At 61.1% G+C, this 22401-nt stretch carries 15 protein-coding genes; 8 read left to right on the plus strand and 7 right to left on the minus strand.

Translation table 11 applies throughout. The features are described from left to right. Positions 1–61: 61 nt before the first annotated feature. Both K7R21_RS08630 and K7R21_RS08635 read right to left on the minus strand, forming a co-directional pair. Entirely contained in the window at positions 62–334 is a 273-nt protein-coding gene (locus K7R21_RS08630; RefSeq protein WP_224982859.1) for a DUF3553 domain-containing protein, read from the minus strand. Positions 335–515: 181 nt separating this feature from the next. Then, positions 516–716 (minus strand): cold-shock protein, encoded by a 201-nt coding sequence (locus K7R21_RS08635; protein WP_224982860.1) that lies wholly within the window; start codon positions 714–716, stop codon positions 516–518. 358 nt (positions 717–1074) lie between these two features. On the opposite strand from K7R21_RS08635, the gene K7R21_RS08640 reads away from it, so the two are divergent. Beyond that, positions 1075–1233 (plus strand): hypothetical protein, encoded by a 159-nt coding sequence (locus K7R21_RS08640; protein WP_224982861.1) that lies wholly within the window; start codon positions 1075–1077, stop codon positions 1231–1233. Positions 1234–1357: 124 nt separating this feature from the next. Here the strand turns inward: K7R21_RS08640 and K7R21_RS08645 are convergent, their stop codons facing one another. Continuing rightward, positions 1358–1819, minus strand: a complete 462-nt coding sequence (locus K7R21_RS08645; protein ID WP_224982862.1) for a cupin domain-containing protein — start codon at positions 1817–1819, stop codon at positions 1358–1360. A 187-nt stretch (positions 1820–2006) separates the two neighbouring features. Between K7R21_RS08645 and K7R21_RS08650 the strand changes: the two genes are divergently transcribed. Together K7R21_RS08650 and lysA are read left to right on the plus strand one after the other, a co-directional pair. Continuing rightward, positions 2007–2477 carry an Lrp/AsnC family transcriptional regulator gene (locus K7R21_RS08650; protein ID WP_224982863.1) on the plus strand — a complete coding sequence of 157 codons (471 nt, stop codon included), beginning with the start codon at positions 2007–2009 and terminating at the stop codon, positions 2475–2477. A 41-nt stretch (positions 2478–2518) separates the two neighbouring features. Next, positions 2519–3778, plus strand: coding sequence for a diaminopimelate decarboxylase (gene lysA, locus K7R21_RS08655; RefSeq protein WP_224982864.1), 1260 nt, complete (start codon positions 2519–2521; stop codon positions 3776–3778). Positions 3779–4018: 240 nt separating this feature from the next. Here lysA and K7R21_RS08660 read toward each other — a convergent pair whose 3' ends face one another. Continuing rightward, on the minus strand, positions 4019–6529 hold the full coding sequence (locus K7R21_RS08660) for a putative bifunctional diguanylate cyclase/phosphodiesterase (RefSeq protein WP_224982865.1): 2511 nt from the start codon (positions 6527–6529) through the stop codon (positions 4019–4021). A gap of 166 nt (positions 6530–6695) precedes the next feature. Further along, positions 6696–8351 (minus strand): hydroxylamine reductase, encoded by a 1656-nt coding sequence (gene hcp / locus K7R21_RS08665; protein WP_224982866.1) that lies wholly within the window; start codon positions 8349–8351, stop codon positions 6696–6698. A 390-nt stretch (positions 8352–8741) separates the two neighbouring features. On the opposite strand from hcp, the gene K7R21_RS08670 reads away from it, so the two are divergent. Beyond that, positions 8742–8951, plus strand: coding sequence for a CsbD family protein (locus K7R21_RS08670; RefSeq protein ID WP_224982867.1), 210 nt, complete (start codon positions 8742–8744; stop codon positions 8949–8951). A gap of 94 nt (positions 8952–9045) precedes the next feature. Here the strand turns inward: K7R21_RS08670 and K7R21_RS08675 are convergent, their stop codons facing one another. Then, positions 9046–9309 (minus strand): hypothetical protein, encoded by a 264-nt coding sequence (locus K7R21_RS08675; RefSeq protein WP_224982868.1) that lies wholly within the window; start codon positions 9307–9309, stop codon positions 9046–9048. Positions 9310–9760: 451 nt separating this feature from the next. On the opposite strand from K7R21_RS08675, the gene K7R21_RS08680 reads away from it, so the two are divergent. Then, on the plus strand, positions 9761–13309 hold the full coding sequence (locus tag K7R21_RS08680) for a PAS domain S-box protein (protein WP_224983428.1): 3549 nt from the start codon (positions 9761–9763) through the stop codon (positions 13307–13309). Here K7R21_RS08680 and K7R21_RS08685 read toward each other — a convergent pair. Beyond that, on the minus strand, positions 13299–14477 hold the full coding sequence (locus tag K7R21_RS08685) for a methyl-accepting chemotaxis protein (protein WP_224982869.1): 1179 nt from the start codon (positions 14475–14477) through the stop codon (positions 13299–13301). The two genes, K7R21_RS08680 and K7R21_RS08685, sit on opposite strands and share 11 nt — an antisense overlap. Before the next feature lie 535 nt (positions 14478–15012). On the opposite strand from K7R21_RS08685, the gene gltB reads away from it, so the two are divergent. The 3 genes from gltB to K7R21_RS08700 all read left to right on the plus strand — a co-directional run bounded on the left by gltB (position 15013) and on the right by K7R21_RS08700 (position 22399). After that, positions 15013–19593: a glutamate synthase large subunit gene (gene gltB / locus K7R21_RS08690; protein WP_224982870.1), complete on the plus strand. Its 4581-nt coding sequence runs from the start codon at positions 15013–15015 to the stop codon at positions 19591–19593. 47 nt (positions 19594–19640) lie between these two features. Further along, positions 19641–21122: a glutamate synthase subunit beta gene (locus K7R21_RS08695; RefSeq protein ID WP_224982871.1), complete on the plus strand. Its 1482-nt coding sequence runs from the start codon at positions 19641–19643 to the stop codon at positions 21120–21122. A gap of 446 nt (positions 21123–21568) precedes the next feature. Further along, entirely contained in the window at positions 21569–22399 is an 831-nt protein-coding gene (locus tag K7R21_RS08700) for a CheR family methyltransferase (RefSeq protein WP_224982872.1), read from the plus strand. Positions 22400–22401 lie beyond the last annotated feature (2 nt).

A 22401-nucleotide genomic window follows, 5' to 3' on the forward strand; every position in this document is an offset into this window, starting at 1 on the left:
TCAGCCGGTATCGGCTCATCCCTTTTTTCATGCGCGGGGCGCGGCACGTGCCGCGACAGTATCAGTCCAATGAGCGCGCCGCAGTTTTGCGCGTTCCCTTCTTCACCTTCGATACCGGTGCCCGGTGCGGCAGCTTCTGCTCGTCCACAGCCAGCGGCAGGAACGACGCCGGATCCGCCGGATGCAGTTCACTTAGGTGTGAGCTGGCAATCTTCCTGACGATCCCATCGTTGAAGTGGATTGCGACCCAGGCCGCGCTGATCTCCATGACCTTACCGGCACCCCACTGGCTCGCTCCGCCGTGACTTATTACATCACCTCGTTTGATGGACATATGGTTCCCTTCCTTGGTTAGCAGCATGAAAGGTGGCGCACCGGCAGGAACAGATGCGATGGTGAGCAGTGGGGAGGGGGATTTAGGAGGTGCCCCTTGATGTGTTCAAGAGGGGGCGCGTTCTGGAGCTGTACGGGGCGCGTCAGGCAGAACCTGGACGCCCCGCACAGGGATGCTTCAGTTACACCCTTGTTACATTGGCAGCCTGGAGGCCTTTGGGCCCTTTGACTACGTCGAAGGTCACGCTATCACCTTCAGCCAAGGATTTGAATCCGTCGCCGCTGATAGCGGAGAAGTGGCAGAATACATCCTCACCGTTCTCCTGCTCCAGAAAACCAAACCCCTTGCTGTCGTTAAACCATTTCACAGTACCGTTTGCCATGTCTTTTCGATCTCCAAAAATGTGTTGCGAATATGTCCGGAAAATCCGGAACTTTTGCCACCGTAACAGCTTGGTATTCACAAAGCAAGCTATTTAAATGTAACACACACACTTTCAATACCCAGTTTTTTGCTTTTTGCCGGTTCAGCGGCGGGTAAAAAAAGTATTCAAAAAAACCTGCTTATGCAACGAGTTCGGCAACTTATCTTATAGTGTCATTATAAATCCCCAAGCTCAGTAATTGTTGTTGCTATTTAAATGATGGAGGTTCAGCATTACGTGTGTTTTTGACTGGATAAAAAAGTAAGGCTAAGGGAACTATATCTGAATAGGCCGGTTTTTTTAAGAGGGAGGTCTGATGGCACAAATCAATTTTAAGTTTCAAAAGCGCCAGAAGGAACTGGATCGTAAGAAGAAGCAAGAGGAGAAGGCACTGCGCAAACAAGACAAAACGGGCCAGACACTCGAAGACGAGGCCGACCAACAGGATGCACTGACCGGGGCGGTCGAGCCGTAAGGCTCCCTGCGCTGGAGCGGAAACGGACAGGAGAGGCGAGCGTGTGAAGCTTTGACGAAAAAGGGATCAGCCCGCCGGCTGGTCCCTTTGCTTTTCTACTGATTGTATTGTTTGCTACGCCCGCCTACTTGGCGCCTGTTACCGGGTGCATGCTCCACGGCCCGCGCGTCGATATCTGCAGGACGGTTTCCTCGTCCACCCAGCCGTTGTGCACCGTCTTGGGCGGGATCGCAAAGTAGCTTCCCGCCGGAAGCACGGTCGGATTGTCCTGGGTCACTCCCATGGCCAGCTTCACGGTGCCGGAGATCACCGTCACCCGTTCCATCTTGCCATGGTAATGAGGCGCAATCTTGGCGCCTGCGGGGAGCTTGATCCTTGCCACGAAGAACCCGGGCTTGGTCAAATCCCCATCCAGAACGGCCATCTGCGCGCCGGGTATCGCCGGGGGACCGGCATGCCACTTGACTTGATCAGGCAGTACTATCACCTGTTGCACCGCTGCCTTGCTTACCTTCTTCTCCGCCGCAACCCCGACGACGGCCAGGGAGAAGAAGACCATCACCAGGAGCATCATCGTCCGTTTCATGTCTTTGCCTCCTCAACAGCCTGATTACCCTGTTATTCCACTTGCCTGACCTCTATTGTACGGCCCCCTCCCCCGCCAGCACCAGACAATTCTCCGGGAGCACCGGGCGTACCCGGCCCTTCCGAAAATAATTCTTTACATCGTATGACAATATGAATAAAATTCGCATTGAAAGGTGTAAACGAGAATGTTTGACGAAATAGACATTCACATACTGGAGATTCTTCAGGAGAAGGCGAGGATCCCCAACGCGGAGGTCGCCCGGCAGGTAGGGATGGCTCCTTCGGCAGTACTGGAGCGCATCCGCAAGCTGGAGGAGCGGGGCATCATCGAGGGGTACGAGGTGAGGCTGAACCCCGCCTGTTTCCACCAGGGGCTCTCTGCCTTCGTGCAGGTCGAAACGGACGGGGCCGACGCGCAGACCGCGACCGCGCTGGCCGCCATCCCGTCGGTGCAGGAGGTGCACCAGGTGGTAGGTCCCGACGGCTTTCTGGTAAAACTGAGGACCGCAGACCACACCACCCTGTCCCGCATCTTGCAGCAGATCAGGCCTCTGCCGGGGGTGAAGTCGATCCGGACCCAGGTGGTGCTGGAAACGGTGAAGGAAACCAGGCGGGTGGATCTCACGGACCACAACGGCAACGGCCGTCACAGCTAATCACGCTAAGCAGCTAACACTATAGAAGGAGAATTAAAGTCATGCCGATGTCCGCTTCTTTCAAAGATCGTCTGTTCCCCCGGATCCCTGAAATTCAGCAGCATTTCCAGACCCCGTTCCACATCTACGACGAGGCGGGCATCAAGGAGACCGGCTCGCAGCTAAAACAGGCCTTCTCCAGCATCCCCGGCTTCCGCGAGTTCTTCGCGGTGAAGGCACTCCCCAACCGGGAGATCCTGAAGCTCATGAAGGAGATGGGTTTCGGCTTCGACTGCAGCTCTATCCCCGAGTTGATCCAGGCCCGCCAGCTGGGCGCCAAGCCGGAAGACATCATGTTCACCTCCAACAACACCAGCCCCGAGGAGTTCGAGTTCGCGGCCCAGGACGGCGGCTGCATCCTTAACCTGGACGACATCTCGCTGATCGACAAGGTGCCGGTCTTCCCGGAACTGATCTGCTTCCGCTACAACCCCGGCCCGCGCCGCACCGGCAACGTCATCATCGGCAACCCCGAAGAGGCGAAATACGGCGTTTCCCACGAGCAGGTAGTCGAGGCGTACCGCAGGGCCAAGGAGCGCGGTGCCAAGCGGTTCGGCCTGCACACCATGGTGGCTTCCAACGAGCTGGACTACACCTACATCGTGGAGACCGCCCGCATGGTGCTCGAGGTGGCCGAGGAGGTCGAGGCGGCACTGGGCATCCAGTTCGAGTTCGTCAACATCGGCGGCGGCTTCGGCATCCCCTACCGTCCCGAGCAGAAGGCGCTCGACCTCTCCACCATGTCCAAGGAGATCACCGCCATATTCGACGGCTTCCGCGCCCGTCACGGCCACGCCCCCGCCATGTTCATGGAGAGCGGCCGCTTCATGACCGGCCCGCACGGCGCCCTGGTGGCAACCGCCATCAACAGCAAGGACACCTACAGGAAGTACATCGGCCTGGATGCGTGCATGTCGTCTCTGATGCGCCCGGCGCTGTACGGCTCCTACCACCACATCGACGTCGTGGGCAAGGAAGGCGTGGAGCGTAGCGAAGTCTACGACGTGGTCGGCTCGCTGTGCGAGAACAACGACAAGTTTGCCATCCAGCGCGAGCTCCCCCCCATCGAGGACGGCGACCTGGTGGTGATCCACGACTCTGGTGCCCACGGCCACGCCATGGGCTTCCAGTACAACGGCAGGCTGCGTCCCAAGGAGCTCATGCTGCGCGCCGACGGCCGGGTGGAGCTGATCCGCCGCGCCGAGACCGTCGAGGACTACTTCGCGACCTACAACTTCGAGCCCAACGTGCTCAAGCCGTAGTGATTGGTTCAAGGTAGGGCGGTGGTCACGCCCTGTCTGCGGAAAATGAGAAAGGCACCCAGTCTCACGGCGGGGTGCCTTTTTTTAATTTCTAGTTTTGCCCACTACCAGTACACCTGCCCAAGAGTTCCCCCCATTTCTCCACCCCCGGCGTTCACCAATGGTCTCTCACACGCTCCCGACCTTCATTGTTTGTCCCTCACAAGCTCCCCTTCGCCCCGCACAAGCGCCCTTCGGCCCTCACAAGTTCTCCCCTTTCCCTGCTCCCGCCTCGGCGCGGGCGAAGGCATCCTGCAGGAAGGCAGCGGCCTGGGGGGGGGGCATCGGCCTCGCATGCAGGTACCCCTGGACCTGGTCGCACTTGCACAACAGGAGTTTCTCCTGCTCCTCCTGGCTCTCCACACCCTCGGCGATGACCTGGAGCCCCATGCTGTGCCCGATGGCGACGATGGCCTTGATGATCCCGACGGCGTCGTCCCGGGCGGTGACGTCCCTGACGAAGGACTGGTCGATCTTGATCCGGTCCACCGAGAAGTTCTTCAGATAGCTCAACGAGGAATACCCGGTGCCGAAGTCATCGATGGAAATCTGTACCCCGAGTGATTTGAACATGCGCAGCATGGCCACAGATTCAGCCGCTTTCTCCATGAGCATGCTCTCGGTCAACTCCAGGTCGAGGAACTTCGGCTCCAGCCCTGCCTCGAGGAGCGTCCCCACCACCATCTCGGAGAATCCCTCCTGCATCATCTGCTTGATGGAGACGTTGACGCTGACGGTTACCTGGTAGCCTTTCTGATGCCAGCGCTTGCACTGAACGCAAGCCTCGCGCAGCACCCAGGCCCCTAGTTCGTGAATCAACCCTGTCTGCTCGGCGATTGGGATGAAGCGCGCCGGCGAGACTTCCCCCAAGGTGTCGTCGTGCCAGCGGGCCAGGGCTTCCATGCCGAGCCCCCTCCCCCCCGGCAACTCGAGCTGCGGCTGGTAGTGCAGCGTCAGCCGGTCGTTTTTGAGCGCCTCGCGCAAGGCCGCCTCGAGCGCCACCCGCTCCAGCGCCTGCTGGTTCAGCCCTTTTGAGAAGAACTGGTACCGGTTCCCCCCTGCGCTTTTGGCGGCGTACATGGCCAGGTCGCCGTTCTTGAGCAGGGTGGCGATGTCTCCGCCATCCTCGGGGAAGAGGACGATGCCGATGCTGGCGCCGGAATAGATCTGACGGTTCTCCACCTCGAAAGGCTGCTTGCCCAGGTCAAGCAGCTTCTCGGCCAGCTTGGTTACGCCGTCCACCCCCGACACCTGACAGCACAGCAGGGCGAATTCGTCTCCCCCCAGGCGGGCGAAGGTGTCGCTCGCCCTGATGATCGTCCGGAAACGCTGCACCACAAGTTGCAGCAACTGGTCGCCGGCATGGTGCCCCAGTGTGTCGTTGACGTCCTTGAAATGGTCCAGGTCGAAGAAGAGGATGGCGAACATCTCACCGTAGCGCTTGGCGCGGGCGAGCGCCTGGGAACAGCGGTCGTAAAACAGGGTCCGATTGGCCAGGCCGGTCAACTGGTCAAAGTACGCGAGGTTGTGGACCTCCTGCTCCGCCTGTTTGCGCAGCGTGATGTCGTGGCTCAGGCAGAGGAAGCGGTCCCTGTTTTCGCTCGACTCCAGCATGGTCGCTGACAAGTGAACGTGGATGGCGCGGCCGTCCTCGGTCGTCAGGCTGGCCTCCCGCTCCACCAGCCCTTCCTGGCGCAGCACCGCGGCGATGAAATCATCACCCAGGTTCGGATCGACGAACAGCCCGGCAAAGTCGCGGCCCACCATGTCCTTCCTGGCAAAGCCGAACACCTCCTCGGTCGCCCGATTCACGTCGAGGATGGCCCCTTCGCGGGAGACCACGGTGAGCGCTTCGGGCATGGTGGCGATGATACTGTCCAGGTACTTGTTGGTCGAACTGAGCCGTTCCTCAGATTCCCGCAACCGCTGCACCATGGTGTTGAAGGAGGCCGACACCGCCGTGATCTCGTCATGCTCGGTTACCGGGACGACCACGTCGCGCTTGCCTGCGGCGACCGCGGCGGCGGCATCCTTAAGGATCCCGATACGGCGGGAAATCTTGTAGGGAACTGTCACGCTTAGAAAAAGGGCAGCGGTCAATGCCACCACGGAGAGCACCACCGCTGAAACGATGGCGCTGGAGACGTTTTGCAGTGTTGCGGCGAGGTGCAGGTTCAGGTCGGCCATCTCCCGGTCATGCGCCTCGTTGACGACCTGAAGAAAATCCCTCTCCGCCTGCTCGAAGCGCTCCTTGGCTGCGATCAACTGGGAGCTGCTCCCCCGCGCATCGACAAGGGCGATGTAATTTCGCGACTCCTTGAGCAGGTCCTGGCCGCCACTCTCCAGCGCCTTGGGCATCGTTTCCGTACCGTGCACCAGGGTTTTGCTGCAGAGTTCGAGGTTGGCAGTAAAAGTGCTGCGGCCATCTTCGAGAAGCCGCGCCTCTTCTGCTTTGGCCTCCAAGTCCTCTTTACCTTCCCCTCCGGCAGGCTGCACCGAGGTAAGGAACGCGTACTCCATCGATGAAGAGACAATACGCAGCCCTGCATAGCGTAGATCCTTGAGCGCGAGCAGGTGGGGGATGACCTCCTTGTTGACTTTGTAAAAGCTGTCCCGCACCTTCTGTGCACCTGATATCCCCCCGATCGAGATCAGGACGGTGGCACAGATGATGGCGAGATAACTCAACAGCAATTTAAGCCAAAGTCGCATGCTACTCCCTCTGGTAGAAAAACTGGCACAGTTCAGTCATACCTATCGGCACAATGCCAGAAATCCTGAGGGCGTTATGTGGGGAAAGGAGCTTGATTGAAGCAACGGGGAGAAAAGATGGCGGAGGGCGCTCAGTGTGCCCTCCGCCATCTCATGCAAGTAAGGGTTATTGTCCAAGCGCGTGCTGCAGGTCCTGCTCTGGAGTGGTGATGGGGCCAAGGTCATAATTCTGCACCAGGACGTCGAGCACCGCCGGCGTCACGTAAGCGGGGAGTGATGGACCCAGGCGGATTCCCTTGATGCCGAGATGCAGCAGCGTCAGCAGGATCACGTGGGCCTTCTGCTCGTACCAGGACAGGATCATGGAAAGCGGCAGCTCGTTGACCTCGCACTGGAACGCGTCGGCCAGGGCGACCGCGATGCGGATTGCGGAGTAGGCGTCGTTGCACTGCCCCACGTCCAGTAGGCGCGGGATGCCGCCGATGTCGCCGAACTCTATCCGGTTGAAGCGGTTCTTGCCGCAGGCGAGGGTCAGGATGACGCAGTCCTTGGGGACCTTCTCGGCGAGGTCGGTGTAGTAGTTGCGCCCGGTCTTTGCCCCGTCGCAGCCGCCGATCAGGAAGAAGTGCTTCACCGCGCCGTTTTTCACCGCGTCAACCACGGTGCCGGCCACCTTGAACACCGCTTCGTGGCCAAACCCCACCAGGATTTCCTGTCCAGGGTTCTCGGGAAGGTCCGGCAGCGCCAGCGCTTTGTCGATAACGGGGGTAAAGTCGTACCCCTCCAGGTGTGGGATACCCGGCCACGCCACCTCGCCCCAGGTGAAGAGCCGGTCGGTGTAGCTCGCCTCGGGCTTCTGGATGCAGTTGGTGTTGAAGATGATGGCGCCGGGGAAGTCGGGAAGCTCGCGGGCCTGGTTCTGCCAGGCGGTGCCGAAGTGGCCTACGAAGTGGGGATATTTCCTGAGGCCAGGGTAGCCGTTGGCGGGAAGCATTTCGCCGTGGGTGTAGACGTTGATCCCCTTCCCTTCACTTTGCTTTAGGATCTCCTCCAGCATGGGGAGATCGTGGCCCGAGACCACGATCCCCTTGCCGCCTCGGGTGCCGAGGTTCACCTTCATCGGCTCCGGAGCCTGCAGCAGCTCTGCGTGTCCGTCGTAAAGCAGTTCCATGGTGCGCAGGTTCCACTTGCCGCACTCAAGCGACAGCCCGACGAAATCCTCCAGGCTCGCCTGCGGGTCGGTGGTCTTCGCCAGGGAGCGGTGGATGAACTCGTAGATGCCGTCATCTTCCTTTTCCATCTCGGCGGCGTGCCAGGCGAAGGCACCCATCCCGAGCAGGCCGTAGATCAGGATCTCGATGGTGGAGAGAATGTTTTCGTCCTGGTGCCAGGTGCGGATCCCGTGGTGACGCCCCTGGTCGATGAGCGCCCGGGTGTCCCCCGCCGGCTGCCAGTTGGCCGCCTCCTCGGTCAGTTGTGTCGCATCGCCCCCCTTTTGCTGGCGATCGGCGTCCTCGTAAAGCGCCTTGGCCTTCTCTTTCATCCGGTGGCAGTTCTGCAACCGGCGCGCTATGTCGTCGGGGTCGAAGTTGACGTTGGTGACCCGGGTGAAGAGGCCGTCCAGCATGAAGCGATCGACTTCCTCGTCCGTCTTGCCCAGCTCGCGCGCCTTGCTCGCGTACAGCGCCACCCCTTGCAGCCCGAAGATCATCAGGTCCAAAAGCGCCGAGACCTCGGGGTTCTTACCGCAGTTCCCCATTACGTCGCACCCTACCCCGCGCGCCGCCTGTTCACATTGCCGACAAAACATCGCACTAGCCATGTACGCCTCCTTAAAAGGTTGGAATTTTCCAATCAGGAGAGTTTGTCAGATCCCGAACAATTTTCAACCGGAGACGTTAGAGGGCTCACACCCGGCACCGGTCAGACTCATTTGCCATCGTCCCCCGGGGGTATCGTATCGGGGTAAAGGAGCGTCTCCCCCAGACCCTGGCGGGGCGCCTTCACAACCGGTCCGGCTTTTGTAAGGCCGGAGGAGAACCGGTGACCTTCAAAATCCGCCGCTGCCGCACAAGCACCACCGGCATTGCCTTCACATCGTTCAAATTTATATACTGTATTTCACAAGTTGATACGTGTTAAAATCAGCTTGTGGTCCGGTATTAACCCAAGTAATAAAATAGTAGCGTAGTTGTTTAAAAGGAGATCAGCCATGAGATCCAGCAGCAGAGATACATCAAACGGCATACTCCACGAAACTAAGGGCAAAGTTAAGGAAACTACCGGCAAGGTATTCGGGAATGTTTCATTGGAAACCGAAGGCAAGGCCGAGAAGATAGCCGGCAAGGTGCAGAAAAACGTCGGCAAAGCTGAGAAAAATATCGAGGAGGATCCCAGCTTGCACCGTCACGGCAAATACTAATCCGATCGGCCAACAGGTTTGACCAGAAGGGGACGGCGTCCGCGCCGCCCCTTTTCATTTGTGCAGGGGTGCCCTGGGCCTTTGCCGCGCGGGATTACTCCGGCAGAGGAGTTCCGCAGTAGGGGCAGACATGGCAGGAGGGGTCGAGGTAACGACCACAGGGGGGGAAGGTGCACTGCTTGGGCGGCTTTCTCGCCGGGGGCACCGGCTGAAATTCCTCAGGATCCTTGAGCGGCGTGCTCGGCAGCGGATCGCTCTGCGCGGCCTCCTTGAGAGGCAGGCATTCCAACGCTTCCTGCATCTGAATACGGCGCTTCTCCACGTTCTTTGCTTTCTTCAATTTGCCGTTTTTCGACATCTCGACACTTCCAGACGCAAAAAGGGGTTACCTGGCTGGGTAACCCCTGCTTCGTAATTAGTGGGGCAATGTAAACCTGCACTCTCGGGGGATAGTGCCTCGGCACCTCCGCTTTCCAGGAGCCGGTAGTCCGCCAGCTATAACATACATCCAGCCGCAACGCAACTTCTGGCTCCCCCCCCTGCCGCCAAAGACACCGGATACTGCTGTAGCATCCAGGGTTCCCATTGGAACAGCGCATGGCAGTGATCTCACAGGCAACAATTGCTTGTCTACTTCAACGAGGCAATGACTTCCCCACACCCCACGTACGGGAATAGAGAAGTCACTTACGAAAACTCCCACAGTGAAACAATTATTAGCATGATATAAACCACGAGATACCAAATCAAAACCTAGTGGCACGAACGCACTATCCTAATCTAATCCTGCACAGGAGAACAGTTTGCCCGTGCCGCTTTACCATAAGCAACAGCGCTCCCTTCTGCTGGCAGCCCTCATCCTCGCCGGTCTAGCCGGCAACTACTTCAATTTCAGCATCTTCCTCAACATCGACTTCCTCTTCGGCAGCATCTTCGCCATGCTGGCCCTGCAAACCCTTGGCCTGGGCCGCGGTGTGCTCGCAGCACTGGTCATCGGCAGCTATACCTATTTTCTGTGGAACCACCCCTACGCCACCCTGATCGTGGTCGCCGAGACCGCACTGGTCGGGCTTCTGGTGCAGCGGCGGCGTATCGGCCTGGTCGCTGCCGACGCGTTGTACTGGGCCGTAATCGGCATGCCCCTGGTCTTTTTGTTCTACCACGTGGTGATGCAGGTTCCCTTGAGCAACACCTACATCGTCATGACCAAGCAGGCCGTGAACGGCATCGCCAACGCGATCGTCGCCCGCCTCATCTTCACCGGCTTCGCACTCAGGTTGAAGTCTGCACGTATCTCGTTCGGAGAGGTAATCGCAACCCTGCTGGCCTGTTTCGTCCTGGTTCCCTCCCTGCTGCTGCTGGCCATCGGCTGCCGCTCAGAATTCACAGAAACCGATCGGATGATCAGGCAGGACCTGCTGCAGGGCATCGGGGTGGAAGCAAGGCGGCTGGAGACCTGGGTGGAGAACCGCAAAATTCCGCTGGTGCACCTGGCGGAACTGGCGGCTGCGTCCTCCCCGCGGCAGGTGCAGCCCTTCGTGGAGCAGACAGTCAAAAACGATCACAACCTCAAGCGCGCCGGCCTTTTGGACCGCGATGCCACGATCACCGCATATTGGCCCCTGCTAGACGACATGGGCCAACCCTGCATCGGCAAGAACTTCGCCGACCGCCCCTACATCCCGGAAATGAAGCGGACGCTCAAGCCCATGCTCTCGGAAGTAGTGATGGCGCGCATCGGGACACCGCACCCGATCGTATCGGTGTGTGCTCCGGTGGTAACGGCGGGAAAGTACAACGGCTACGCCATCGGGATTTTGAGCCTGGAGCAGGTCAAGGAACAACTGGACAAGGTGTCGGCTCATAGCGAGATGCTGTACACGCTGCTGGACAAAAACGGCAAAGTCATCATGAGCAACAGGCCGGGGCAGAAGGTGATGACCCCCTTGCACAGGGGTGAGGGAAGCCTGCGTCGCCTCGATGCCACGATCACCCAGTGGGTCCCCGTCGCGGCCCGCAACGTCCCGATATCGGAGCGGTGGAAGAAGTCCTACTACGTTGCCGAGGCGACCTTGGGCGATTTCGCCGAGTGGAAGCTGATCCTGGAGCAGCCGGTGGCCCCGTTCCAAAAGCGGCTCAACGACAGCTACACCGGCAAGCTCACAGTGCTCTTCGTGATCCTGCTCATGTCGCTGGCGCTCGCCGACCTGTTGAGCCGCCGCTTGATGGGGACCTTCCAAAACCTGCGCAGGATCACCAGCGATGTCCCCGCAACCCTGGCATCGGGTGGCAGCGTGACCTGGCCGGAGAGCGGCATCACGGAAACCAGCGACCTGATCGCCAACTTCAAGGAGATGAGCGGCAGCATCGAGCAGTACCTGGCCGAACTGAAACACCTGAACGATTCCCTCGAGCAGCGGGTCGAGGAGCGCACCCGCCAGGTGGAGAGACTGTCGAGCGAGCAGCGCACCATCCTCAGCACCATGCCGCTTGGCGCCTGCCTGATCATGGACCGCAAGATTCACCGGACCAACCCCGCCTTCGACAGGATCATGGGGTACCAACCGGGGGAAACGGTAGGGCAGGAGACTTCAATCCTCTACGCCGACCCGGGGTGGCACCAGAGGGTGGGAGAGGCGGGGTACCAGGCGCTCGAGCGGGGGGAAATCTACTGCACGGATGCCCTGATGAAGCGCAAGGATGGCTCGCTGATCTGGTGCAATCTCATGGGACAGATGGTCAATCCCGGCGCGCCAGAGGACGGCTCCATCTGGATCATCCAGGACATCACGGAACGAAAGGCGATGGAGTCGCAGCTGCGCAGCAGCGAGAGCCACTACCGCCTGCTTACCGAGGACGTGGCCGACGTGGTCTGGAAGCTGGACGGGGAGTTCCGTTTCACCTACATCAGCCCCGCCGACCATAAACTGCGCGGCTTCAAGGCAACCGAGGTCCTCGGGCACACCATCTTCGAACAGACCAGCGAGGCCTGGCATGACGCCATAACCGTGGCGATGGGATCGCACGACGCGGACCAGCCACCCGCCACGTCGCTCGAGATCCAGCAGCTTTGCAAGGATGGCTCGCAGATCTGGACCGAGATATCGATCACCGCCGAGCGCGGCAGGGACGGGGCGGTGACGGGGTACCACGGCATCACCAGGGACATCACCCAAAGAAAGCAGGCGGCCCAACTAGAACAGCAACTGCTGCACGCCCAGAAGCTGGAAAGCCTCGGCGTGCTGGCCGGCGGCATCGCCCACGACTTCAACAACATCCTCATGGCCATCATGGGCAACGCGGACCTGGCCCTGTTGCGCACGCCGGAGGGATCAGCCGTGGCGGACAACCTGCACAGGATCCAGGACTCGGCTGCACGGGCCGCGGATCTGACCAAGCAGATGCTCGCCTACTCCGGCAAGGGGAGGTTTGTCGTGGAGACGGTGGACCTGAACCGGCTCATCGAGGACCTGATGCACCTGCTGGAAGTCTCTGTCTCCAAGAAGGTCACCCTCACTCTCGACCTGCACCGGCCGTTACCGCTCATGGACGCCGACCCGACGCAACTGCGCCAGATCGTCATGAACCTGGTAATCAACGCCTCGGAAGCGATAGGGGACGCCACCGGCCATATCGTCATCGCCACCGGCAGCGCGGAGGTCGAGCGGCAAAAGCTGCAAGGTGGGCAGGAGGTGGCGTTGCCTGACGGTACCTACGTTTACCTGATGGTCTCCGACAACGGTTGCGGGATGGAGCAGGAAACGCAGGCGAGGCTTTTCGATCCCTTTTTCACCACTAAATTCACCGGCCGGGGTTTGGGTATGGCAGCAGTCCAGGGGATCGTCAAGGGACACAAAGGGGCCATCAGCATCGACAGCAAACCGGGCGAGGGGTCCATCTTCAAGGTCTTCCTGCCGGCAGGAGCAGTCGCAGCGCCGGTGGCGAAGAGCAGCCCGCCCCAGGCGGTCCGGCATCAGGGCGGCGGCACGGTACTGCTGGTGGACGACGAGGAGAACGTGCGCAGCGTAGGGACTCTCATGCTCAGGCAGATGGGGTATACCGTGCTGCAGGCAAAGGATGGCTATGAAGCGCTGGACGTCTTCCGGAAGACACCGGGGATAACCTTTGTCCTCCTCGACCTGGTCATGCCCCGGATGGACGGCAGGGAATGCCTGCGCGAGTTGCGCCGGCTCGCCCCGGACATCGCGGTCATCATGTCCAGCGGCTACGACGAGCAGGAGCTGGCACGGGAGTTCGACGACATCAGACCCAACGGGTTTTTGCAGAAACCCTACGACCTGGCGGTCCTTAGGGAAACGCTGGCAAGATCGCTGCCGGTGGAGGCTGTCACAACCTGAACTGCCCTACCAGCCGCTCCAGTTCCTCCGACTGCAGCGCCAGGGTGGTGGCTGCGGCGGCCGTGTGATTCACCCCGCGCGCGGTCTGCTGCACCACCTCGGTAATCTTCTGGATACTGCGGGTTATCTCGTCGGTGGTGGAGGTCTGCTGCTGGGCAGCGGCGGTGATCTGGCCGATCTGGCTGTTCACCTCTCCCACCTGGGCCAGGATCTCCTCCAGGGCCTCTCCAGAGCGGGTCGAGGACTCGGCCCCCTTGCCCACCTCGGCCACCCCTTCCTCTATGGCGGCGATCGCGCCGCGTGTCCCCCCCTGGATTGCCTTGATCATCTCCCCAATCTCACGGGTGGCGCTGGTAGTCCGCTCCGCCAGCGCACGCACCTCGTCGGCGACCACGGCAAACCCCCTCCCCTGCTCCCCGGCACGGGCGGCCTCGATGGCGGCGTTGAGCGCCAGGAGGTTGGTCTGATCGGCGATATCCTGGATGGTGCCGATGATCTGGTCGATCTGGTCCGAACGTGCGCCCAGTTCCGCCACGGTGGTAGCCGCCCCCTGCACCCGGCTCGCGATCCGCTCCATCCCCTGCGTGGTCTGGCGCACCACCTCGGCGCCAAGGCCGGCGCTCTGGCTGGCACGCTTGGAGTTGTCGGCTGCATTCATGCAGTTGCGCGCGATGTCGCCGGAGGTTACCGCCATCTGCTCGCTGGCGACAGCCACAGCATTGGTCTGGGCGGCGGCGTCATCGGTGCCGGCGGAGATGCGCTCCGCGTTCTCCTGCAGCTGGTGCGAGGTGAGGGCCACCTGCTCCGAGTTCTGCTTGATCTGGCGGATGATGTCGCGCATTGTGCTTTGCAGTACGTCGATCGAGCGGATAATGGTGCTGATCTCGTTGTTACGCTTGGCGGCGATGGGCTGGGACAGATCCCCGTCAATCATGGTCTGCAGGATGGCGATGATGCGCCGCAGCGCGTCGTTGACCGACCAGAACAGCAGCGCGCTGAAGAATGCACCCAGTACCAGGAACACCGTGGTCGAGACTACCGAGAGGGCCAGCGAGAACGACCTTCCTGCGACCACGGCAAAGACAATGCAGAAGCTGTAACAGATACAAAGCAGAATGATACGAGTGCGAATGCGGAGGTGGAGGTAGAGATCGAGTAGAAAGTTCATGACGGTCCCCGTTATTTCTTGCGACAGCAGACCGGCCTCAATGCCGTCTGCATCAGTTCCTGCAAAACCTCTTCGGTATGATAAAACGATGCTTTAGCGCTTTGTCACCCTTTTTTATCAAGAGCGGGCTCATAGTACTCAATTAAGTACCGACTGACTCAGCAGCGGGCGCACACTCTGCAACTTTTTTTATCCTCTAGATGATTCCGGAAACAACCGATAGAGTAGAGAAGAACGTTCCCTCCCTTTAACCGCAGATGCAAAGAGTGTGGCTGTGGCAGCGGCATTAATGCTTCCCTTTCCCTCACGGGAGACACAGCCCACTTTTGAGTACACAACTGAGTAGTAGTTGTAGTCACGTGTATGACAAAAGAAGCGCACCCAGGTACAGAATTAAAAATTACCAACCATGAAAAACCTTGTTTTTTCGAAACTAGCACCCTCTCCGCCCGTATACGCTGCACATGGCACGGTAACTGCTCTTTAGCGTTAATCGAATTGACCGAACAACTACCCCCCCGGCAAAGGTTGCATCATGAAAACAATCGGATTACCCAAGAAGCAGGGGATGTACGATCCCCAGTTCGAGCACGACGCCTGCGGCGTCGGCTTCGTCACCAACATCAAGGGGAAGAAGTCCCACGAGATCGTCCAGCAGGCGATTACCGTCCTGGAGAACCTGGACCACCGCGGGGCCGTCGGCAGCGAGCACAACACCGGCGACGGCGCCGGCATCCTGATCCAGCTCCCCGACGCCTTCTTCCGCAAGGTCTGCCCCGAGGCCGGCTTCGAGCTCCCCGCTCCCGGTGACTACGGCGTGGCCATGCTCTTCACCTCCCCGGAAGCCACCGAGCGTAGCGCCGCGAAGCACATCTTCCAGCGCATCATCGCCGAGGAAGGGGTCGAGGTGATCGGCTGGCGCGAGGTGCCGACCGACAACTCGTCTCTGGGTGACACCGCGAAGGCGGGCGAGCCGCTGGTACGCCAGATCTTCTTCAAGCGCGGTGCTTCCTGCCCCGATGAGGATGCCTTCAATCGGAAGCTCTACCTGGTGAACCAGAGGGCGATCCACGAGATCCGCGACCAGGAAGTCGATCCCTACTGGTACGTGGCCAGCATCTCGACCCGCACCATCGTCTACAAGGGGATGCTGATGCCGGCCCAGCTGGACCAGTACTACCCCGAGTTGCGCGACGAGGACGTCACCTCCGCCATCGCGGTCGTGCACTCCCGCTTCTCCACCAACACCTTCCCGAGCTGGGACCGCGCCCATCCGTACCACTACCTGGCGCACAACGGCGAGATCAATACCCTGCGCGGCAACGTGAACTGGATGCATGCGCGCCAGTCCATGTTCAACAGCGAGTTCTTCGGCGACGACATCAAGAAGCTGTTGCCGGTGATCAACACCAACGGCTCCGACTCGGCCATGTTCGACAACTGTCTCGAGCTTCTGCTCATGACCGGCCGTCCCCTGCCGCACGCGGTGATGATGATGGTGCCGGAACCGTGGGAAAACCACGAGACCATGAGCAAGGAGAAGCGTGCCTTCTACGAGTACCACTCCTGCCTGATGGAGCCGTGGGACGGCCCTGCCGCCCTCACCTTTACTGACGGCCGCATCATCGGCGCCGTGCTCGACCGTAACGGCCTGCGTCCCTGCCGCTACTACCTGACAGACGACGACTTGGTCATCATGGCCTCCGAGGCCGGCGTCCTGCAGGTACCGCCCGAGAAGGTGATCAAGAAGGGGCGCCTGCAGCCGGGCAAGATGTTCCTGGTCGATACCGTGCAGGGGCGCATCATCCCTGACGAGGAAATCAAGAACGAGCTGGCCACCGCCAAGCCGTACGCGGACTGGGTCAAGGTGAACCACCTCCCGCTGGCCGACCTTCCCAAGGCAAAAGGCCAGGCGGTGGAGGATTCCCCCCTGGTACAGCGCCAGAAGGCCTTCGGCTATACCTTCGAAGACCAGGAAACCATCATCGGACCGATGGCGACCTCCGGCATCCAGCCGCTGGGCTCCATGGGCACCGACACGCCGCTTGCGGTCCTTTCCGAGAAGCCGCAGCTGCTCTACAGCTACTTCAAGCAGCTCTTCGCCCAGGTGACCAACCCGCCCATCGACCCGATCCGCGAGGAGATCATCACCTCGACCGCGGTAAGGATCGGCTCGGAAACGAACCTCCTGAAACCCTCCTCGACCGGCGCCCGCGTCATCCGCCTCGAGCACCCGATCCTTACCAACGAGGAATTGGAGAAGCTGCGTGAGCTGGACCGCCCCGGATTCAAGAGCGCAACCCTGTCGCTGCTGTTCAAGGCGGCCGACGGCGCCGAGGGGATGGAGAAGGCACTGGAGAGCCTGTTCAACAGCGCCATCCGTCACATCGAGATGGGCACCACCGTCATAATCCTCTCCGACCGCGGCGTCAACGAAGAGTACGCGGCCCTGCCGGCGCTTTTGGCCGTGGCTGGCCTGCACCACCACCTGATCCGCACCGCCACCAGGACCCACGCCTCCCTGATCCTCGAGTCGGGCGAGCCGCGCGAGGTGCATCACTTCGCGGTGCTCCTGGGTTACGGCGTCACCGCCATCAACCCCTACCTCGCCTTCGAGTCCATCGAGGACATGATCCAGCAGGGGATGCTTACCGGTATCGACTACAAGAAGGGGGTCAAGAACTTCGTCAAGGCCTCCATCAAGGGTATCGTCAAGACCATGGCCAAGATGGGTATCTCCACCATCCAGAGCTACCGCGGCGCCCAGATCTGCGAGGCGGTCGGTCTGCACCAGTCCGTGATCGAGAGGTACTTCACCTGGACCCCGTCCCGCATCGGCGGCATCGATCTCGACGGCATCGCCCAGGAACTGCTGTTCCGCCACAAAAAAGCCTACCCGCACCGCGTGCCGGCCGATCCGACCCTCGACCCGGGCGGGCAGTACCAGTGGCGCAAGGAGGGTGAGGAGCACCTGTTCAACCCGCTCACCATCCAGTCGCTGCAGAAGGCCACCAGGACCAACGACTACAACGAGTTCAAGGTCTTCTCCAAGCTGATCGACGAGCAGAACGAACGTCTCTACACGCTGCGCGGTCTCCTGGACTTCAACACCGACATCCGCATCCCGGTACCCATCGAGGAGGTCGAGTCGGTCGAAGATATCATGAAGCGCTTCAAAACGGGCGCCATGTCCTACGGCTCCATCAGCCAGGAGGCGCACGAGGCGCTGGCCATCGCCATGAACAGGATCGGCGGCCGCTCCAACACCGGCGAGGGTGGCGAAGATCCGGCGCGCTTCACCTGGACCAACGAACTGGGCGATTCCAAGAACAGCGCCATCAAGCAGGTCGCTTCCGGCCGTTTCGGCGTCACCAGCAACTACCTGACCAACGCCAGCGAACTGCAGATCAAGATGGCGCAGGGCGCGAAGCCTGGCGAAGGTGGCGAACTGCCAGGCCACAAGGTGTACCCGTGGGTTGCCAAGACCCGCCACACCACCCCGGGCGTCGGCCTCGTGTCGCCGCCGCCGCACCATGACATCTACTCCATCGAGGACCTGGCGGAGCTGATCCACGACCTGAAAAACGCCAACCGCCGCGCCAGGATCAGCGTCAAGCTGGTCTCCGAGGTCGGCGTCGGCACCATCGCGGCCGGCGTGGCCAAGGCCCATGCCGACGTCGTGCTCATCTCGGGCTACGACGGCGGCACCGGCGCTTCCCCGCTCTCCTCGATCAAGCACGCGGGTCTCCCCTGGGAGCTCGGTCTCGCCGAAACCCACCAGACCCTGATGCTCAATAACCTGAGGAGCAGGATCATCGTCGAGGTGGACGGCCAGCTGAAAACCGGCCGCGACGTCGCCATCGCCGCCCTCCTGGGCGCCGAGGAATTCGGCTTCGCCACCGCGCCGCTGGTCACCCTGGGTTGCGTCATGATGCGCGTCTGCCACAGCAACACCTGCCCGGCCGGCGTTGCGACCCAGGATCCGGAGCTCCGGAAGAACTTCTCCGGCAAGCCGGAGTACGTGGTCAACTACATGCGCTTCATCGCGCAGGAAGTGCGCGAGATCATGGCGGAACTCGGCTTCCGCACCTTCAACGAGATGGTTGGCCGCGCCAACCGCCTCGAGCCCAAGCGCGCCGTGGCCCACTGGAAGGCTCAGGGGCTCGACTTCAGCAACGTGCTGTACCAGCCGCAGACCGGCATCAAGGGAAGCCGCTACTGCACCGAATCCCAGGACCACGGTCTTGAGAAGTCGCTCGACATGACCAGGCTGCTGGAGATTTGCAAACCGGCCATCGAGAAAGGCGAGAAGGTGAGCGCAGAGCTGCCCATCACCAACATCGACCGCGTCGTCGGCACCATCGTCGGCAACGAGGTTACCCGCGCCTACGGCTCCGAGGGGCTTGCCGACGACACCATCAGGCTCAAGTTCCGCGGCTCCGCGGGGCAGAGCTTCGGCGCCTTCGTGCCCAAGGGGATGACCCTGGAACTGACCGGCGACGTCAACGACTACCTGGGCAAGGGCCTGAGCGGCGGCACCATCGTGGTCTACCCGCCCGACGGCTCCCCGTTCAAGGCGGAGGAGAACATCATCGCCGGCAACGTCGCCCTCTACGGCGCCACCAGCGGCTCCGCCTACATCAGCGGCATCGCCGGGGAACGCTTCGGCGTACGTAACTCCGGCGTCAACGCCGTCGTCGAAGGCGTCGGCGATCACGGCTGCGAGTACATGACCGGCGGCACCGTCGTGGTACTGGGTGAAACCGGCCGCAACTTTGCCGCCGGCATGAGCGGCGGCGTCGCCTACGTCCTGGACAGCGCCGGTGACTTCAAGGAGCGCTGCAACACCGAGATGGTTGCCTTGGAACTGCTGGACGACAAGGACCAGGAGACCGTCAAGGAGATGATCGCGGAGCATGCCAGGAGAACCGGCAGCGCACGCGCCACGCGCATCCTGCACGACTGGAAGACCCACGCCCACAAGTTCGTCAAGGTCATGCCGATGGACTACAAGCGGGTACTCCAGGCCTTGGAACGCGCCCAGGCCTCCGGGCTTACCGGCGACGACGCGCTGGCCGCCGCCTTCGAAGAGAATGCACGCCAGGCAGCACACTAAAGACAGGTTGACAACCTCAACCTCAACCTGATTTTAAGGATAGAGCTATGGGAAAACCTACCGGATTCATGGAATACAAACGCGAGCTCCCGGCCGACCGCGAGCCGCTTGAGAGGCTCAAGGACTGGAACGAGTTCCACCTGCACCTGCCGGAAGAGCACCTGCGTACCCAGGGTGCCCGCTGCATGGACTGCGGCATCCCGTTCTGCCACACCGGCATGCTGGTGAGCGGCATGGCCTGCGGCTGCCCCATCAACAACCTGATCCCCGAGTGGAACGACCTGGTATACCGCGGCCTGTGGAAACAGGCCCTGGCCCGGCTGCTTCGGACCAATAACTTCCCGGAGTTCACCGGGCGGGTCTGCCCCGCTCCGTGCGAGGGGTCGTGCACCCTGGGCTCCATCGACCCGGCGGTCACCATCAAGAACATCGAGGTGAGCATCATCGACCGTGCCTGGCAGGAGGGGTGGATCACCCCGAACCCGCCGCAGGTCAAGACCGGCAAGAAGGTCGCCGTGGTCGGCTCCGGCCCCGCCGGCCTCTCCGCTGCCGCCCAGCTCAACAAGGCCGGCCACCAGGTCACCGTGTTCGAGCGCGCCGACCTCCCCGGCGGCTTGTTGATGTACGGCATCCCCAACATGAAGCTGGACAAGCGTGAGGTGGTACTGCGCCGCGTCAAGCTGATGGAGCAGGAAGGGATCAACTTCGTCTGCAACACCGCCATCGGCGGCGCCGACTACCCGGTGGAGAAACTGCGCGGCGACTTCGATGCCGTCGTGCTCGCCACCGGCGCCACCCTCCCCCGCGACCTCCCCATCGACGGACGTTCGCTTAAAGGGATCCACTTCGCCATGGACTTCTTGACCGCCAACACCAAGGCGGTATTGAACGAAGGGGCCGACTTCATCTCCGCCGAGGGCAAGGACGTCATCATCATCGGTGGCGGCGACACCGGTACCGACTGCGTCGGCACCTCGCTGCGCCACGGCTGCAAATCCGTTACCCAGCTGGAGATCATGCCGCGCTTCCCCGACACCCGCGCCGCCGACAACCCGTGGCCGGAGTGGCCGAAGGTACACAAGGTCGACTACGGCCAGGAGGAGGCAGCGGCCAAGTTCGGTGCCGACCCGCGCGTCTTCGTCACCACCGCGACCAAGTTCGAAGGGGATGCCCAGGGCAACGTGACCGCGGTACACACCGTCCAGGTGGAATGGAAGCAGAACGAGAAGGGGCAGTACATACCGGTTCCGGTGCCGGGCACCGAGCAGGTCCGTCCCGCCGACCTCGTGCTGCTCGCCATGGGTTTCCTCGGCCCCGAGCAGGAACTGCCCGAGGCCCTCGGTCTCGAGCGCGACGGCCGCAGCAACATCAAGGCCGACTTCAACCGCTACATCACCAACATCCCGGGCGTCTTCGCTGCCGGCGACTGCCGCCGCGGCCAGAGCCTCGTGGTCTGGGCCTTCAACGAAGGGCGCGGCGCCGCACGCGAGTGCGACCGTTTCCTGATGGGAGAGACCGAGCTCCCATAGTTCTGGTCAATACCGACGCAGCAACAGCGAAAAAGGCACCCGGGAAACCGGGTGCCTTTTTTTATCCGCATCAGCGTTACGCGGGTTGCCACGAAGGGCAGCAGACGAACCCGCGTCCCTCCCTTTGCGAAAGGGAGACAGAGGGAATTTGCTGCTGTGGCGTACCCCAAAATTGTGGCCGGCAGAGTGTGGCATGCCACAACTTAGCCCCCTTCATTAAACACCTCCCCCCTCCCCTTCACACCATACCGTGCACGTCCTCCTCAATGTAATTCCATACAATTTCAGCATGTTAACGACGCACCATCATCAAAATTCTAAATTTTCCCCTCCGTTAACCCCAATGGGAACGAATCATGTTTACGTAATACGACAAAGACCGACGCCAGGCACGCAAAGGTCTGGATCAGGCGACCAAGGGACAACAAGGCAAGGAGGGAGAAGCCATGACTGCACAGGCCAATTACACCAGCAACGATTTTCATCGTATCCGTCACATGTATCGCTCCTCTACCGGTATCACGCTGGGACATCACACCAGAGACCTGGTGTACAACCGAATGTCACAACGGGTGCACGCCACCTCCGGGCAGAACTTCTCCCAGTACCTGGACCGTTTGGTCCTCGGCGACAAGAGCGAATGGAGCGCCTTCACCAGCGCCCTCGGTTCGTCCCCAAGCTGTTTCTTCAGCGATGCACCCCATTTCGCCGCACTGAAGGAGTACCTGCAGGCCCTCCAAGGCCACGGGGCGCTGCTTTGGTCGTGTGCCACCGGTACTGGAGAGGAGGCATACTCGATGGCGATGACCGCCCATGATGCGCTGGGGGGCGATATCCGCTCTATCAAGATCCTCGCTACCGACATTGATCTCTCCGCCTTGGCAATTGCGGAAGACGGAGTCTACACTGCCGAACGGCTGCGTCACCTCCCCCAGCGCTACAAGGAGAAATACCTGGTCCGGCTCGCCTGCCGTGAAGAGGCATACCAGGTCGTGCCCGAGATTCGGCGCATGGTCTCCTTCCTCCCCTGCAACCTTGCGACGCGGGAGTGGGTGCTGAAAGGGAAGTACGACGCGATCTTCTGCAAGGAGGTCTGCGACCACTTCGATGCCGCGACGCAGCAGGAGTTGGTCGGGCGGATGGCGGGAATGCTGAAACCGGACGGGCTGCTCTTCCTGGGCAAAGCCGAACCGTCCCTCGTAGGTGATGCGCGCTTCGAGCGCAGAGGCGACAGGTCCTACGCCATGAAGTTGCGCTTCAATAACAGCGGCAGCTAGCC

This window comes from Geomonas agri (assembly GCF_020179605.1).
Taxonomy (GTDB): Bacteria; Desulfobacterota; Desulfuromonadia; order Geobacterales; family Geobacteraceae; genus Geomonas; species Geomonas agri.

Excerpts from the sequence above, each read along its gene's own strand:
- K7R21_RS08630 (WP_224982859.1), bottom strand. The coding sequence starts at position 334 with ATGTCCATCAAACGAGGTGATGTAATAAGTCACGGCGGAGCGAGCCAG.
- K7R21_RS08635 (WP_224982860.1), bottom strand. The coding sequence starts at position 716 with ATGGCAAACGGTACTGTGAAATGGTTTAACGACAGCAAGGGGTTTGGT.
- K7R21_RS08640 (WP_224982861.1), top strand. The coding sequence starts at position 1,075 with ATGGCACAAATCAATTTTAAGTTTCAAAAGCGCCAGAAGGAACTGGAT.
- K7R21_RS08645 (WP_224982862.1), bottom strand. The coding sequence starts at position 1,819 with ATGAAACGGACGATGATGCTCCTGGTGATGGTCTTCTTCTCCCTGGCC.
- K7R21_RS08650 (WP_224982863.1), top strand. The coding sequence starts at position 2,007 with ATGTTTGACGAAATAGACATTCACATACTGGAGATTCTTCAGGAGAAG.
- lysA (WP_224982864.1), top strand. The coding sequence starts at position 2,519 with ATGCCGATGTCCGCTTCTTTCAAAGATCGTCTGTTCCCCCGGATCCCT.
- K7R21_RS08660 (WP_224982865.1), bottom strand. The coding sequence starts at position 6,529 with ATGCGACTTTGGCTTAAATTGCTGTTGAGTTATCTCGCCATCATCTGT.
- hcp (WP_224982866.1), bottom strand. The coding sequence starts at position 8,351 with ATGGCTAGTGCGATGTTTTGTCGGCAATGTGAACAGGCGGCGCGCGGG.
- K7R21_RS08670 (WP_224982867.1), top strand. The coding sequence starts at position 8,742 with ATGAGATCCAGCAGCAGAGATACATCAAACGGCATACTCCACGAAACT.
- K7R21_RS08675 (WP_224982868.1), bottom strand. The coding sequence starts at position 9,309 with ATGTCGAAAAACGGCAAATTGAAGAAAGCAAAGAACGTGGAGAAGCGC.
- K7R21_RS08685 (WP_224982869.1), bottom strand. The coding sequence starts at position 14,477 with ATGAACTTTCTACTCGATCTCTACCTCCACCTCCGCATTCGCACTCGT.
- gltB (WP_224982870.1), top strand. The coding sequence starts at position 15,013 with ATGAAAACAATCGGATTACCCAAGAAGCAGGGGATGTACGATCCCCAG.
- K7R21_RS08695 (WP_224982871.1), top strand. The coding sequence starts at position 19,641 with ATGGGAAAACCTACCGGATTCATGGAATACAAACGCGAGCTCCCGGCC.
- K7R21_RS08700 (WP_224982872.1), top strand. The coding sequence starts at position 21,569 with ATGACTGCACAGGCCAATTACACCAGCAACGATTTTCATCGTATCCGT.